This is a genomic window from Ottowia flava (assembly GCF_008017535.1).
Lineage (GTDB): Bacteria > Pseudomonadota > Gammaproteobacteria > Burkholderiales > Burkholderiaceae_C > Ottowia > Ottowia flava.
The window spans coordinates 97,564-111,333 of record NZ_VRUA01000005.1; the positions used below are offsets into that span (position 1 = coordinate 97,564).

Annotated in this window: 15 protein-coding genes; 12 read left to right on the forward strand and 3 right to left on the reverse strand. The window is 66.7% G+C overall.

Translation table 11 applies throughout. The features are described 5' to 3' along the window. The first annotated feature begins 99 nt into the window (after positions 1-99). The 6 genes from FVQ98_RS07685 to FVQ98_RS07710 all read left to right on the forward strand — a co-directional run bounded on the left by FVQ98_RS07685 (position 100) and on the right by FVQ98_RS07710 (position 4,494). Positions 100-930, forward strand: a complete 831-nt coding sequence (locus FVQ98_RS07685; RefSeq protein ID WP_147912852.1) for a thymidylate synthase — start codon at positions 100-102, stop codon at positions 928-930. Positions 931-1,004: 74 nt separating this feature from the next. After that, the gene (locus FVQ98_RS07690) at positions 1,005-2,006 is read left to right on the forward strand and encodes a thiamine pyrophosphate-dependent dehydrogenase E1 component subunit alpha (RefSeq protein ID WP_255507680.1); all 1,002 of its coding nucleotides are present in this window, start codon (positions 1,005-1,007) and stop codon (positions 2,004-2,006) included. Then, positions 2,003-2,986: an alpha-ketoacid dehydrogenase subunit beta gene (locus FVQ98_RS07695; RefSeq protein ID WP_147912853.1), complete on the forward strand. Its 984-nt coding sequence runs from the start codon at positions 2,003-2,005 to the stop codon at positions 2,984-2,986. The genes FVQ98_RS07690 and FVQ98_RS07695 overlap by 4 nt, the downstream gene beginning before the upstream one ends. A gap of 91 nt (positions 2,987-3,077) precedes the next feature. Then, positions 3,078-3,575, forward strand: a complete 498-nt coding sequence (locus tag FVQ98_RS07700; RefSeq protein ID WP_147912854.1) for a dihydrofolate reductase — start codon at positions 3,078-3,080, stop codon at positions 3,573-3,575. Between the two features lie 117 nt (positions 3,576-3,692). Further along, positions 3,693-3,917, forward strand: a complete 225-nt coding sequence (locus FVQ98_RS07705; protein ID WP_147912855.1) for a hypervirulence associated TUDOR domain-containing protein — start codon at positions 3,693-3,695, stop codon at positions 3,915-3,917. A gap of 19 nt (positions 3,918-3,936) precedes the next feature. Further along, the gene (locus FVQ98_RS07710; protein WP_147912856.1) at positions 3,937-4,494 is read left to right on the forward strand and encodes a DUF488 domain-containing protein; all 558 of its coding nucleotides are present in this window, start codon (positions 3,937-3,939) and stop codon (positions 4,492-4,494) included. Positions 4,495-4,601: 107 nt separating this feature from the next. On the opposite strand, the gene FVQ98_RS07715 is transcribed toward FVQ98_RS07710, so the two are convergent. Beyond that, complete coding sequence (locus tag FVQ98_RS07715; RefSeq protein ID WP_147912857.1) at positions 4,602-6,371, reverse strand: dipeptidase; 1,770 nt, start codon at positions 6,369-6,371, stop codon at positions 4,602-4,604. A gap of 136 nt (positions 6,372-6,507) precedes the next feature. Here FVQ98_RS07715 and xth point away from each other — a divergent pair, with 136 nt between their 5' ends. Continuing rightward, entirely contained in the window at positions 6,508-7,284 is a 777-nt protein-coding gene (gene xth, locus FVQ98_RS07720) for an exodeoxyribonuclease III (RefSeq protein WP_147912858.1), read from the forward strand. Between the two features lie 88 nt (positions 7,285-7,372). Here xth and FVQ98_RS07725 read toward each other — a convergent pair whose 3' ends face one another. Further along, the gene (locus FVQ98_RS07725; protein ID WP_147912859.1) at positions 7,373-8,536 is read right to left on the reverse strand and encodes a calcium:cation antiporter; all 1,164 of its coding nucleotides are present in this window, start codon (positions 8,534-8,536) and stop codon (positions 7,373-7,375) included. A gap of 14 nt (positions 8,537-8,550) precedes the next feature. Continuing rightward, positions 8,551-8,727 (reverse strand): hypothetical protein, encoded by a 177-nt coding sequence (locus tag FVQ98_RS19630; protein ID WP_187265671.1) that lies wholly within the window; start codon positions 8,725-8,727, stop codon positions 8,551-8,553. A 517-nt stretch (positions 8,728-9,244) separates the two neighbouring features. Here FVQ98_RS19630 and groES point away from each other — a divergent pair. From groES to FVQ98_RS07750, 5 genes are all read left to right on the forward strand, one after another. Next, positions 9,245-9,535, forward strand: a complete 291-nt coding sequence (gene groES, locus FVQ98_RS07730; RefSeq protein ID WP_147912860.1) for a co-chaperone GroES — start codon at positions 9,245-9,247, stop codon at positions 9,533-9,535. A gap of 182 nt (positions 9,536-9,717) precedes the next feature. After that, positions 9,718-11,370 carry a chaperonin GroEL gene (gene groL / locus FVQ98_RS07735; protein ID WP_147912861.1) on the forward strand — a complete coding sequence of 551 codons (1,653 nt, stop codon included), beginning with the start codon at positions 9,718-9,720 and terminating at the stop codon, positions 11,368-11,370. Between the two features lie 189 nt (positions 11,371-11,559). Continuing rightward, the gene (locus FVQ98_RS07740) at positions 11,560-11,823 is read left to right on the forward strand and encodes a hypothetical protein (RefSeq protein ID WP_147912862.1); all 264 of its coding nucleotides are present in this window, start codon (positions 11,560-11,562) and stop codon (positions 11,821-11,823) included. Beyond that, on the forward strand, positions 11,820-12,110 hold the full coding sequence (locus FVQ98_RS07745; RefSeq protein ID WP_147912863.1) for a hypothetical protein: 291 nt from the start codon (positions 11,820-11,822) through the stop codon (positions 12,108-12,110). The genes FVQ98_RS07740 and FVQ98_RS07745 overlap by 4 nt, the downstream gene beginning before the upstream one ends. Further along, complete coding sequence (locus FVQ98_RS07750; RefSeq protein WP_147912864.1) at positions 12,107-13,648, forward strand: PepSY-associated TM helix domain-containing protein; 1,542 nt, start codon at positions 12,107-12,109, stop codon at positions 13,646-13,648. The genes FVQ98_RS07745 and FVQ98_RS07750 overlap by 4 nt, the downstream gene beginning before the upstream one ends. Positions 13,649-13,770 lie beyond the last annotated feature (122 nt).

Consider the following 13,770-nt stretch of genomic DNA (forward strand, 5'->3'; position numbering starts at 1 on the left):
CGCGCTTACTGGCGTAGGTAAACGCCCCAATCCGCCCCGCCGCCGCCGCCGATGCCCCCAGCCGGCGCCAGCCCCGCTGGCGATGCGAGAATCGCCCGCATGAGCCGCCCGATCCGCCACCAGTACGAAGACTTCATGCGCCACGTGGCCGAGCACGGCGTGGCCAAGAGCGACCGCACCGGCACGGGCACGAAAAGCGTGTTCGGCTACCAGATGCGGTTTGACCTGAGCGAGGGCTTCCCGCTGGTCACGACCAAGAAGGTGCACCTCAAAAGCATCATCTACGAGCTGCTGTGGTTCTTGACCGGCTCGTCCAACAACGACTGGCTGCGCGAGCGCGGCGTGACGATCTGGGACGAATGGGCCCGACCCGACGGCGACCTGGGCCCGGTGTACGGCGTGCAGTGGCGCAGCTGGCCAACGCCCGATGGCGGGCACATCGACCAGATCCAGCAGGTGATCGACACGCTGAAAAGCAACCCCGATTCGCGCCGCATCATCGTCAGCGCCTGGAACGTGGCCGAGCTCGACCAGATGGCGCTGATGCCCTGCCACGCGTTCTTCCAGTTCTATGTGGCGCCATCGGAGGTGGCTGGCCAGCCCGGCAAGCTGAGCTGCCAGCTGTACCAGCGCAGCGCCGACATCTTTCTGGGCGTGCCCTTCAACATCGCCAGTTACGCGCTGCTCACGCACATGGTGGCGCAGCAGTGCGATCTGCAGGTGGGCGACTTCATCTGGACCGGCGGCGACTGTCACATCTACGACAACCACGTCGATCAAGTGCGCGAACAGCTGTCGCGCACGCCCTATCCTTACCCCACGCTGCACATCCAGCGGCGCCCCGCATCGATCTTCGACTACCAGTTCGAGGACTTCGACGTGCGGGACTACCAGCACCACCCGGCCATCAAGGCGCCTGTGGCGGTGTAGGTTTTTTTCAAGCCAAATCGGCCTCCCGCGCTACAACCACCTGCGCGGGCAGCTTCTTTTTTAATAGCATAACGATGACCGATCTGCTTTCGCTGTACCGCGCCATGGTGCGCATACGCGCCTTTGAAGACGCGGCCGAAATCGCCAGCCAGGGCGGCGTGGCCGCCTGGGGCCATGCCGCCGCCGACAAGCCCGCGCTGGTGCGCGGCCCGCTGCATTTGTCCACCGGCCAGGAAGCCGTGGCCGCCGGCGTGTGCGCGCACCTGAAGCCCGCCGACCTGCTGACCTCCACCCACCGCGGCCACGGCCACACGCTGGCCAAGGGGGCCGACCCGACCAGGATGATGTGCGAGCTGTTCGGCCGCGCCACCGGCTACAACAGCGGCAAGGGCGGCTCCATGCACATCGCCGACTTCTCCGTCGGCATGCTGGGCGCCAACGGCGTCGTCGCCGCCGGCCTGCCGATCGCCGTGGGCGCCGCGCAGGGCCTGAAGATCCGCGGGCAAGACGCCATCGCCGTGTGCTTCTTCGGCGACGGCGCCATCAACCGCGGCCCCTTCATGGAAGCGCTGAACTGGGCCGTGGTCTACCACCTGCCGGTGCTGTTCGTGTGCGAGGACAACCGCATTTCGGCCACCACCGCCAGCGCGCCCATGACCGCCGGCCCCGGCGCCAGCGCGCGCGCCACGTCGATGGGCATCGCCGCCGTGCAGGTCGACGGCACCGACGTGCAGGCCGTGAGCGACGCCGCGACCGAGCTGATCCGCGAGATCCGCAGCGGCAGCGGCCCGCGCCTGCTGCACGCGCTGACCGACCGGCACAAGGGCCACGTCTCGGTCGACGCCGCCACCTACCGCGACCCGCAGGAGGTGCAAGCCGCCCTGGCGCGCGACGGCATCGCCCGCACACGCGCGCAACTGGTCGCGCAAGGCCATGGCGCCGCCGCCGAGCAGATCGACCGCGAAGCCAAGGCCGAGATCGACGCCGCCGTGGCCACCGCCACCGCCGCCCCATTGCCCGACCGCAGCGCGGCATACACCGATATTCAGAACACCGGAGAAGGAATGTGGGCATGAGCGCCGCCGTGACGATGACGTATGCGCAGGGTGCTGCGCTGGCGCTGGCCCAAGCCATGGAAGCCGACCCGCACGTGCTGGCCCTGGGCGAAGACCTGGGCCGCGGCGGCGTGTTCGGCCAGTACCGCGACGCGGACGGACAGCCGCTGGTCAAGCGCTTCGGGCCGGAGCGCATCGTGGACACGCCGATTTCCGAAAGCACCATCGTCGGCGCCGCCGTCGGCATGGCGCTGGCCGGTTGCAAGCCGGTGGTCGAATTGCGCGTGGTCGACTTCGCGCTGTGCGCGATCGACGAAGTGGTCAACCAGGCCGCCAAAAACCGCTACATGTTCGGCGGCCAGGGCCGCGTGCCCCTGGTCATGCGCATGCCGATCGGCATCTGGTCGTCCTCGGCCGCGCAGCACAGCCAGTCGCTGGAAGCGTGGTTTGCCCACATCCCCGGGCTGGTGGTGGTCACGCCCGGCACGGCGGCGGACAACCACGGGCTGCTGCTGGCGGCGCTGGCCTCGGGCGACCCGGTGATCTACATGGAGCACAAGGAGCTGTGGGGCGTGCCGGGCGAAGTGGTGCCCGGCGAAGTCGTGCCGCTGGGCAAGGCGCGCACCTTGCGCGAGGGCGCTGACGTGACCATCGTCTCCTGGTCGCGCCAGGTGCAGGCCTGCGCCCAAGCCGCTGAACAGCTGGCCGCCCAAGGCGTGCAAGCCGAGGTGATCGACCTGCGCACCATCTGGCCGTGGGACAAGGCCGCCGTGCTGGCCAGCGTCGCCAAGACTGGCCGCCTGCTGGTGGTGCACGAGGCGATCCAGGTCGCCGGCTTTGGCGCCGAAATCGCCGCCACGGTGGCCGAACAGACGAACGCCAAGGTCGCGCGCCTGGGTGCCCCGCGCATCCCGGTGGGCTATGCGCCCACGCTGGAGGCCGAAGCCCGCGTCGACGCCGCCAAGATCGCCGCGGCGGCGCAGCAACTGGTCCGCCGCTGACCGCTGCAGGGGCCAGCGGAAACGCTCGCCCCCGCTTGTTGCCCGCACAATGCGGGCCTGTGTTCCGACACCCGCACGTGCCCTGCCCGGTATGAAAATTCAGCTCATCTACGCCCGCGCCCGCAACGGCGTCATCGGCAAGGACGGCCAGATGCCTTGGCACCTGCCGGAAGACCTGGCGCACTTCAAGCGCACCACGATGCACCATCCGGTCATCATGGGGCGCAAGACCTGGGATTCCCTGCCCGCCCGCTTTCGGCCGCTGCCGGGACGCACCAACATCGTCGTCACGCGGCAGGCCGATTGGCAAGAAAACGGCGCCACAACCGCACCAGACCTGCGCAAGGCGCTACAACTTTGTGAAAGCGCCGACGCCGTGTGGGTCATCGGCGGCGCGCAGATCTACGCCCAGGCCCTGCCACTGGCCGACACGGTGGTCGAAACGGTGATCGACGCCGACTTCAACGGCGACGCGTTCGCCCCCACGCTCGGCCCCGAATGGCACGAGGTGGCGCGCGAGCCGTTCGACTCGACCACCGGCTTGCGCGGCGCCTTCGTCACTTGGCAGCGCACCGCGGCGCCGGCCTGACGTTCGGCGCGGCCCCACCGCACCTGCAGCGACAGGGGTTTTCACCCTCGCCTGCCGCGGCGCCATGCCAGGCGCCCACAATGCGCAGGTCCTTCCCTGGACGCGAGAGGTGAAGCCATGACCCGAACCATCCACCGCTTCAAGGTCGGCGACCACGTCGGCTGGAACTCCGAAGCCGGGCGTGTCAGCGGGCACATCGTCGGCATCTACGACCGCGATTTCGACTGGAAGGGCTACACACACCACGCCAGCCCCGACGACCCGCAGTACGAAATCCGCAGCGACAAGACCGAGCACCTGGCGGTGCACAAGGGCACCGCCCTGCGCTTGCTGAAAAGCTGACGCGCCGACGGACCCCGCCATGACCGACGCGCGCCTGCCCTACTTCACCATCGGGCATTCGACGCTGTCGGTCGACCAACTGGCGGCGCGCCTGCAGGCCGTGGGCGTGACGCGGCTGATCGACGTGCGCAGCTTCCCGCGCTCGCGCACCAACCCGCAGTTCAACGCCGACACGCTGGCGCGCGATCTGGCCGAGCGCGGCATCGCCTACGAACGCCTGCCCGACCTGGGCGGGCGGCGCGGCCGGCAGCCCGGTGTGGCGCCCGAGGTGAACGGCTTCTGGGACAACGCCAGCTTTCACCACTACGCCGACTGGGCGCTGCAGCCGCCCTTCGCCGCCGCGCTGGCAACGCTGCGGCGGCAGGGCCAGCACGAGCGCTGCGCCATCATGTGTTCCGAAGCGGTGTGGTGGCGCTGCCACCGGCGCATCATTGCCGACCACCTGCTGGCCGCAGGCGAACAGGTCTGCCACCTGATGGATGGCCGCAGCGAAGCCGCCCATCTCACCCCAGGCGCCCAGGTGCACGGCAACGGCACGGTGACCTACCCGGCCCGCGCCCCCACCGCCGACGCCTGAGGCAGCCGCGCAGGGGCGCCAGCCCTCAAATACTCATGTTTTGATAGCTGGTTGCGCAGATGGTTGTAGGGCTACAGCCCAAAAACACCTGAAATGCCAGTAACCCGTCACTGCATCTGCTGCAGGTTGCCGATGCGCACCAGCATCTCGGTGAACATCTGCAAGTCGGCGTTCAGGTCGCTGACTTCCTTGTATTCCTTGGCGTTGTGCGCCGTGTACTTCTTGCCGGGCATGGCCGGGCCGAAGTTGATGGCTTTGGGCATCTGCTTGGCGGTGGTGCTGCCGGCGGTGGACACGGGCTTGGCCTCCAGCCCCGTGGTGTCGCCAAAAATGTTGAGCAGCGTGCCCAGCCAGGCGCCCTTGGGGTCACGCGCCATCCAGTTGCCTTGCGTGTGGGTCAGTGTCATGGGCAGCTTGGCCTCAGCGGCCCAGCTGTTGATGCGCTGGGCCAGCGCGGCTTTCAGCGCGTCGGGCGTGTTGCCGCGCGGCATGCGCACGTTGGCGGTCACGCCCAGTTCCTTGCCGTCGACCTTGATCAGCGTGGGCGACAGCGTCAACGGGCCCATGAAGTCGTCGCGGTAGGCCACGCCCAGCGTGCGGCCCAGGTAGTCGGTGCCGAACAGCTCGCTGACGTAGCGCACCGCGTGGGCGTAATGGTTGCCGGCCAGCGGCGCGGCCGCTTCATGCAGGAACAGCGCCAGCCGCGGCACCGGGTTGACGCCCTCTTCCGGGCGCGAGCCGTGGGCCGAGCTGCCGGTGACCTTGACGTCCACACCGTCGGCGCCGTCCACCGTCTGCCGCGCGATAGCGATGTCGAATTTTCCGCCCTGCGGCGCGTACTTGGCGATAAAGGCCGGCTTGGCGGCTTCCAGCTTGGCAGCCAGGCCTGCCACGTCGGTCGACAGCAGGCGCGCCGTGGCGGTCTGCGGGATGGCGTTGGCCGAACCGGAGCCGGTCATCGCCGTGATGACGGCCGCGCCGGGCGCCGGCTTGACCATCACCACCGGGAAGGCGGCCTTCAGCGCGCCCGTGCCTTTTTCGGCAACGACGGCGGGGTAGCGGCTGTCCAGCACGATGTTGTAGGCGGGCAGCGGCGTCTTGCCCTGGTAGTACTTCATGGCGTCGCCACCGGTTTCCTCGGTGGTTTCGATCATCAGGCGGATGCTGCGCTGCAGCGGCAAACCGCTGTCCTTCACAGCCTTCATGGCGTACAGCACCGCGGCGATGGAGCCCTTGTCGTCGATGGTGCCGCGCCCATACAACAAGTCGCCCACGCGCGTCACTTTGAACGGGTCCAGTTGGGTGCCGTCGTCCAGCACCCATTCCTCGGCGTTGGCGGGCACGACGTCGGCGTGCGTCAGGATGCCGAATTCCTCCGCGCCGGTGCCGGGCAACGTCACTTCAAAGATGCGGTTGTCCACGTTGCGGTACTTCAGGCCGAAGTCGCCCGCCAGGCGCTGCACCATCTGGCCAAAGGCGATGATGGCCGGGTCTTCGTGCGGCGGCGCGCTGCCGCGCACGGTCTTGAGCGCGACCATTTGCGTGGTGGTGTCGATCACCGCGCCCTGGTGCGCCAGCCGGTTGTACACGCCCAGCAGCCGCGCGATGTTGACCAGGTCGTCGCCTGCCAACGGCTGGCGTTGCTCGTACGCCGTGATCGCGGGCAGCAGCGCAGGCTGGCTCGCCTTCACGCGGCCCAGAAAGGCCGCGAAACTGCCCGCCGGCTGGTTCTGCTGGCTGGCGATGATCTGGTCGAGCTGCGGCTTTTTCAGCGTGGCGCTGGCCGAGCCGCCGACCGACGCGCAGCCCGCCAGCCCGACGGCGGCACAGGCCAGGACCAGCGCAGCGCCCAGGGCGCGGGGACGAAAGGGGGGCATGGCGTGTCTCCTGTCGATGAAAGTCGGGGGCTTGTTCGGCGACGCGAGCGCGGGCCGGACCGGGGGCAAATCATTCTATAAAGTGGCGCCTTGTCCGCCACCCCTCGGCGCGCCCCTTTCTCTGTGTGTCATGGCCATGAAGATCACCACCTGGAACGTCAACTCCCTCACCGCCCGCCTGCAGCACGTGCTCGACTGGCTGGCCGCCAACCCGGTCGACGTGCTGGCGCTGCAGGAATTGAAGATGAGCGACGACAAGTTCCCGCACGACGCGCTGCGCGAAGCGGGGTACGAGGCCGCCGTGTTCGGCCAGAAGACCTACAACGGCGTGGCCCTGCTGTCGCGCACACCGGTCAGCGACGTGGCGCGCAACATCGCCGGCTTTGCCGACGAGCATTCGCGCGTCATTGCCGGCACGGTGGCCGGCCCGGGCGGCCCGGTGCGCGTGGTCAACGGCTACTTCGTCAACGGCCAGGAGCCCGGCAGCGACAAGTTTGCCTACAAGATGGCCTGGCTGACCGGCCTGCAAGCCTGGTTGCAGACCGAGCTGGTCGCGCACCCGCGGCTGGTGCTGGTGGGCGACTTCAACATCGCGCCTGAAGACCGCGACAGCTACGACCCGGTGGGCCTGGCCGAAACCATTCACCACACCACCGAAGAGCGCGACCACTTCAAGGCCCTGATCGGCCTGGGCCTGACCGACGCGTTCCGGCTGTTCGAGCAGCCCGAGAAAAGCTTTTCGTGGTGGGACTACCGCATGCTGGGCTACCAGAAGAACCGCGGCCTGCGCATCGACCACATCCTGGTCAGCCCGCCGCTGCTGCCCACCGTGCAAGCCTGCAGCATCGACCGCGTGCCGCGCAAGTGGCCCAAGCCCAGCGACCACGCGCCGGTGACGGTGGAGTTGGGCTGAACGGACGCGGCCCAACCAGGCGCAGCAGCCGCATCAAAAAAGCCCCCACGCACTGCGGGGGCTGAAGTCGTAAGGAAGACGCGAGCGGTCAGGGGTTGAACAGCAGCAGGCCAAAGATCACAAACAAGGTGATGTGCATGAAGCCCTGCACCGGCGACGTGCGCTGGCCATTGAAAGTCTGCATGGACAACGCCACGGTCAGCACGAACAGCACCACCTCGACGAGCGGGATGCCCATGATGACCTGCTTGCCTGTCAGCAGCCCGATGATCAACACCGCCGGGACCGTCAGGCCCACGGTGGACACGAAGGCGCCCAGACACAGGTTGATGGCGCGCTGCATTTCGTTGTTCATGGCCGCTTTGACCGCCGTGATGGACTCGGGCGTGAAAACGATGATGGCGATCAGCACGCCACCGACTGCTGCCGGGGCGCCCATGGCGGCGATGCCGTAGTCGGTCACCACGGCCAGAAAGTGAGCGAGCAGGACGATGGGCAGGATCAGCACCAGCAGGACGGCCGACCGCACCAGCATTGCCTTGCGGTCGATGGGGCCGCTACCCCCTTCAGCGCCGCTGGCGCTGCGGAAGGCAGCATGCCCGATGGCCATGGTGCCGGGTTCCGGCTGGATGAACAGGCGGCGGTAGCTGCTCATCTGTTTCCACAGGAAGGCGCCGTACAGCAAGGCCGTCAGCACGCTCATGGCGATGGCTTGCGTGCGCGTGAACTCGCCGGCGCCCGAAGTGAACGTGGGCAGCACCAGCGCCGTGCCGGTCAGCAGCACGATCATCGACAGGTAGGTCACCGCGCCTTGCGCGTTGTATTCCTGGTCGCCGTTGCGCGCCGCGCCCACCACCAGGCAGATGCCCATCACCAGATTCAGGATGATCATCATCACCGCAAAGATCGAATCGCGTCCGATGGTGGGGACCTCGGCCGGGCCGAGCAGCACCGAGGCGATCAGGATCACCTCGATGGAGACGATGGACAGGGTCAGGATCAAGGTGCCGTAAGGCTCCCCGAGCTGATGCGCCAGGTGATCGGCCTCGCGCACCACGCCGAACGACGCGGCCAGGATGGTCACAAACAGGCCGGCGAAGACCAGGCTGGCCGTCACAGGATCGATGGGCGCGGCGAGCCAGCGGCTGCCGAAAGCGAAGAACAGTCCGACAACGGCCCAGGCACCGATCATCAGCGCCCAGGTGGAGGCCGGAATGAGCCGCTCGGAAGTGTGGGGAATTGGATTGGCCATGTTGCAATCGATCTCTATTCGGGGGACAGGTGGACGATGGCTGCGAACAGCCCCGCCAGAATGAACGAGAAGCCGCAAAAACACCACAAGGCCTTGACGTCCCGCTCGTTGGTACCGTCGCGTGCGGCAGCCCAGGCGGTGTAAGCCAAGGCGAACGCCATGGCCAATGAACCCCAGATGAGCAGGTTCATCGTGCACCCCTCGTGGCCATGGCCATAGCGTGAATTTGCAGGCAACAGCGATCAGTCTGCACTTCAACGCAGACCGAGTTGTGACGGGAAGGGAGAAAAAGCAGCTTGGCAGCGCAGTGCGACTGCACCAGGAATCGGTCCATGAAACCTCAGTTCACAGGGCCGTCCCCAAAAGGATGAACCGCACCCAGGTCGTCCGAGGCCGGTCTCGCCATGCGGTGGCGAGTCGCCGGATTCTACGACGACTGCGCAGCTCGCCGGAACTCAAGCGCCCAGACGCGGCTCGCCCGTGCAGGATCGCCAGCCTGCCCGACCTTGGTCAGACCCCGCTTGACCCAAGACACAAACAATCGCACGAAAGCGCTTGAAACACGCGGGTTCGCCCTTATGATTAGCACTCGTTGGAGTTGAGTGCTAACACGCGCCGACCGCCATCGCATCCGGATCGATTCCGCTGGGCCTTCAGGGTCCGGCGAAGCGACATAAACCGTTGTACTTCAACCATTTAGGAGCCTCCATGAAACTGCGCCCTCTCGCCGACCGCGTGATCGTCAAGCGCCTCGAGAACGAAACCAAGACCGCCTCTGGCATCGTGATCCCTGACAACGCGGCCGAGAAGCCGGATCAGGGCGAAATCCTGGCCGTGGGCCCGGGCAAGATGGACGACGACGGTGATCGTCTGCCGATGAACGTGAAAGTGGGCGACCGCGTGCTGTTCGGCAAGTACAGCGGCCAGACCGTCAAGGTCGATGGCGAAGAGCTGCTGGTGATGAAGGAAGACGACCTGTTCGCAGTCGTCGAAAAGTAAATCACGCAGTGATTTGCTTTCGTCGCAGGCTCACTTGGTGCAACCAAGTTAAGGGCTGAAAGCCCGGCCGAAGACAGAAGTAATTCTTCCCGCCCATCGAATACTCCCAAATTCATAGCTGGCTGCGCAGATCCATCTAGCGCCAAAGCCACTTTTCATTCATATTTTCAGGAGCCAATCAAATGGCAGCAAAAGACGTAGTTTTCGGTTCTGACGCCCGCGCCCGCATGGTTGAAGGCGTGAACATTCTGGCCAACGCGGTCAAGACCACCCTGGGCCCCAAAGGCCGCAACGTGGTGCTGGAGCGCTCGTTCGGCGCCCCCACGGTGACCAAGGACGGCGTGTCGGTCGCCAAAGAGATCGAGCTGAAGGACAAGCTGCAGAACATGGGCGCCCAGATGGTCAAGGAAGTCGCTTCCAAGACGTCTGACAACGCTGGCGACGGCACCACCACCGCCACCGTGCTGGCCCAGGCCATCGTGCGCGAAGGCATGAAGTACGTGGCCGCCGGCATGAACCCGATGGACCTCAAGCGCGGCATCGACAAGGCCGTGGCCCAGCTGGTCGAGCAGCTGAAAAAGGCCTCCAAGGCCACCACGACCAGCAAGGAAATCGCCCAGGTCGGCTCCATCTCCGCCAACTCCGATGAGTCGATCGGCAAGATCATTGCCGACGCCATGGACAAGGTCGGCAAGGAAGGCGTCATCACCGTCGAAGACGGCAAGTCGCTGGACAACGAGCTGGACGTGGTCGAAGGCATGCAGTTTGACCGCGGCTACCTGTCGCCCTACTTCATCAACAACCCCGAAAAGCAAGCCGCGATTCTGGACAACCCGTACGTGCTGCTGTTCGACAAGAAGATCAGCAACATCCGCGAGCTGCTGCCCACGCTGGAAGCCGTGGCCAAGGCCGGCCGTCCGCTGCTGATCATCGCTGAAGAAGTCGATGGCGAAGCACTGGCGACCCTGGTGGTCAACACCATCCGCGGCATCCTGAAAGTGGTCGCCGTCAAGGCGCCTGGCTTCGGCGACCGCCGCAAAGCCATGTTGGAAGACATCGCCATCCTGACCGGCGGCAAAGTGATCGCCGAAGAAGTGGGCCTGTCGCTCGAGAAAGTCACCCTGGCCGACCTGGGCCAGGCCAAGACGATCGAAGTGGGCAAGGAAAACACCACCATCATCGACGGCGCCGGCAAAGCCGAAGACATCGAAGCGCGCGTCAAGCAGATCCGCGTGCAGATCGAAGAAGCCACCAGCGACTACGACCGCGAGAAGCTGCAAGAGCGCGTGGCCAAGCTGGCCGGCGGCGTGGCCGTCATCAAGGTCGGTGCTGCCACCGAAGTCGAGATGAAGGAAAAGAAAGCCCGCGTGGAAGACGCCCTGCACGCCACCCGCGCTGCGGTGGAAGAAGGCATCGTGGCCGGTGGTGGCGTGGCGCTGCTGCGCGCCAAGCAAGCCGCTGGCGAGATCAAGGGCGCCAACGCCGACCAGGACGCTGGCGTCAAGCTGGTGCTCAAGGCCATTGAAGCGCCCCTGCGCGAGATCGTCTACAACGCCGGCGACGAAGCCAGCGTGGTGGTCAACAAGGTGCTGGAAGGCAAAGGCAACTTTGGCTACAACGCCGCCAACGGCGAGTACGGCGACATGATCGAGATGGGCATTCTGGACCCGACGAAAGTGACCCGCACCGCGCTGCAGAACGCCGCCTCCGTCGCCAGCCTGATGCTGACGACCGAAGCCATGGTCGCCGAAGCACCGAAGGACGACGCACCTGCCGGTGGCATGGGCGGCATGGGTGGTATGGGCGGCATGGGTGGCATGGACGGCATGATGTAAGCCAGCCCCTGCTCCAGCCAGAGCAGACAAAGCCCCGCAGGTTCGTAGCCTGCGGGGCTTTTTTACTTCTTATTCGATAGCTGGCAGCGCTTTCTGGATAAGGGCTTATGCCACTTTTTATTCTGAATTTCGGAGTTCTATCAAAAGCATATAGAATGCGACTCCTTCTCATTTGCATTCGTGATTTTGATGGCACTCGGACTGCTTTTCTCTGCCGCTGCGGGCTGGTTTTTCCTGTCGGCCACGCCCCGCGCTGAAGGGCCGTTGCGCGGCTGGCGCGGCACGGCGCTGGGCCTGATCGCCGCGGCGCTGGCGGTCTGGCCGCTGCGCGCCGCCGGTGCTGGTCTGGCCGAAGCCGTGGCCGAGGTGCTGGCGATGGCGATCCTGGTCGTCCCTGGCTGGAGCTACCTGCGGGCACGCCGCCGACGAATGGCCGCGAGCGCCGCCCGATGACCCGCGCGCGCACCCACGCGGCGGCGCCACGCCATCTGCTTTTCAAGGGCCTGACCGGCTTGCTGCTGGGCTTTCCGCTGGCGCTGTGGCTCAGCTGGCTGCTGATGTACGGCGGCGCCCTGGCTGGCCCCATGCCGGTGCGCGATCAGCTGGCGATGTGGCTGGCGGTCGGCCTGTGGGGTGCGGCCCCGTGCGTGGCCTTTCTGGCGCGCAGCCGGCGCCAGTGCATCGTGCTTTTCCTGCTGGCCAACCTGGCCGCCCTGCTGGCGTGGAAGCTGCTGCAATGAAGACGCAGACCGTCAAGGACTACCTCGCCGTCCACACCTGGGTGGGCATCGTCTGCGGCCTGATGCTGTTCATCGCCTTCTATGCCGGCGCGTTCTCCATGCTGGAGGCGGACATCACGCGCTGGACGCAGCCCCCGGCGCCGCCTTCCAGTCAGCTCAGCGACGACGCAGACGCGCTGGCCGCCGCCTACCTGGATACCCACCCCGACGCCAAGGGCCGGGTCCGGTTGCGCTGGGCCGGGCCCGACAATGCGCAACCCGCGCTGGCGCACGTTCCGCGCGGCGCCGACCCGGTGTGGTGGCAGCTTGGCCGCGATGGCCAGTTGCGCCGCATGGACAGCATGCCGCGCGACAGCCACACCAGCGGCAACTTCGTCGACTACCTGCACCGCAAGGGCGGCCTGCCGATTTCGCTGGAGGTGGCCGAGCCCATCATCGGGCTGGTCTCGCTGGCCTACGGGCTGGCGCTGGTCTCGGGCATCGTGGTGTTGCTGCCCTCGCTGGTGAAGGACCTTTTCTACCTGCGGCTTGGCGCCAACCTCAAGCGCATGTGGCTGGACGTGCACAACCTGCTGGGCGTGACCAGCCTGCCGTTCCACCTGGTGATCGCCCTCAGCGCTGCCGTGTTCGGCCTGCACGATCTGGTGTACGACGCACAGGACAAGCTGGTCTACCAAAACGGCCTGCGCGCCACGGTGGCCCGCGAGAGCGTGCCAGCGCCCAAAGTGGCGCGCACCGACTGGTTGCCGCCCAGCGCTATTCGCCAGCGCGTGCAGGCGCAGGTGCCGCACTTTCAGCCGAGCACGATGGACTGGGTGACGCGCCCGGACGGCGTGACCGTGGGGGTGGTCAACGGGGTCGACGAACGCCACTTCCAGCGCGGCTCCCGCTTTGGTCTGGCCTTCGTGAACCTGGGCACGGGCGAAATCTACGACCGCTCCTACCTGCCCGGCACCTCGGGCCCTGCGGGCAGCGCGCTGCTGGCCAGCCTGTTCGCGCTGCATTTCGGCAGCTTCGGCGGAGATCCGGTGCGCATCCTGTATGTGCTGCTGGGGCTGTCGGGGGCGCTGCTGTTCTACACCGGCAACCTGCTGTGGATCGAGAGCCGCACCCGGCGCGCACGCGGCGCGCACGCCGACGCGGCGGTGCGCCCGCGCCATGTGCGCGTGGTCTCGGCGCTCACCGTGGGCGTGTGCCTGGGTTGCGCCGCGGCCCTGCCCGCCACGCTGGCGCTGGCCCGCTGGCTGGCACCGGCGCTGGGCGATCTCGATGCGCTGCACCAGGGGACGTACTACGCGATCTTCACCGGCTGCGTCGCCTGGGCGCTGTGGCGCGGTACGGCGCGCGCATCGGCCGGCCTGTTGGGCTTCACGGCGGTCTGCAATGCACTGGTGCCGCTATCGGCGCTGCTGGCCCCCAGCCCGGACGGCCTGCTGCTGGGCGTGCTGTGCGCGGCGCTGGCGCTGTTCTTCGCCTGGCTGGGCTGGCGCCAGAGCGCCGCCGCGTCGCGCGTTGCGGCGCTGCCATCCCTGCCCTGATGCGCCCCGACAACACTATGAATTTTCTAGCATCCTGCGCAGTTTCTATGGGGCTCAAACCCCTATCCAATCACTGAAATGCAAGCGGATACCCGCGGACGAGCACGGATATTCGTTGCTAT

Bases quoted from the DNA above. Each gene is read 5' to 3' on its own strand.
- FVQ98_RS07685 (WP_147912852.1), top strand. From the start codon at position 100: ATGAGCCGCCCGATCCGCCACCAGTACGAAGACTTCATGCGCCACGTG.
- FVQ98_RS07690 (WP_255507680.1), top strand. From the start codon at position 1,005: ATGACCGATCTGCTTTCGCTGTACCGCGCCATGGTGCGCATACGCGCC.
- FVQ98_RS07695 (WP_147912853.1), top strand. From the start codon at position 2,003: ATGAGCGCCGCCGTGACGATGACGTATGCGCAGGGTGCTGCGCTGGCG.
- FVQ98_RS07700 (WP_147912854.1), top strand. From the start codon at position 3,078: ATGAAAATTCAGCTCATCTACGCCCGCGCCCGCAACGGCGTCATCGGC.
- FVQ98_RS07705 (WP_147912855.1), top strand. From the start codon at position 3,693: ATGACCCGAACCATCCACCGCTTCAAGGTCGGCGACCACGTCGGCTGG.
- FVQ98_RS07710 (WP_147912856.1), top strand. From the start codon at position 3,937: ATGACCGACGCGCGCCTGCCCTACTTCACCATCGGGCATTCGACGCTG.
- FVQ98_RS07715 (WP_147912857.1), bottom strand. From the start codon at position 6,371: ATGCCCCCCTTTCGTCCCCGCGCCCTGGGCGCTGCGCTGGTCCTGGCC.
- xth (WP_147912858.1), top strand. From the start codon at position 6,508: ATGAAGATCACCACCTGGAACGTCAACTCCCTCACCGCCCGCCTGCAG.
- FVQ98_RS07725 (WP_147912859.1), bottom strand. From the start codon at position 8,536: ATGGCCAATCCAATTCCCCACACTTCCGAGCGGCTCATTCCGGCCTCC.
- FVQ98_RS19630 (WP_187265671.1), bottom strand. From the start codon at position 8,727: ATGAACCTGCTCATCTGGGGTTCATTGGCCATGGCGTTCGCCTTGGCT.
- groES (WP_147912860.1), top strand. From the start codon at position 9,245: ATGAAACTGCGCCCTCTCGCCGACCGCGTGATCGTCAAGCGCCTCGAG.
- groL (WP_147912861.1), top strand. From the start codon at position 9,718: ATGGCAGCAAAAGACGTAGTTTTCGGTTCTGACGCCCGCGCCCGCATG.
- FVQ98_RS07740 (WP_147912862.1), top strand. From the start codon at position 11,560: ATGGCACTCGGACTGCTTTTCTCTGCCGCTGCGGGCTGGTTTTTCCTG.
- FVQ98_RS07745 (WP_147912863.1), top strand. From the start codon at position 11,820: ATGACCCGCGCGCGCACCCACGCGGCGGCGCCACGCCATCTGCTTTTC.
- FVQ98_RS07750 (WP_147912864.1), top strand. From the start codon at position 12,107: ATGAAGACGCAGACCGTCAAGGACTACCTCGCCGTCCACACCTGGGTG.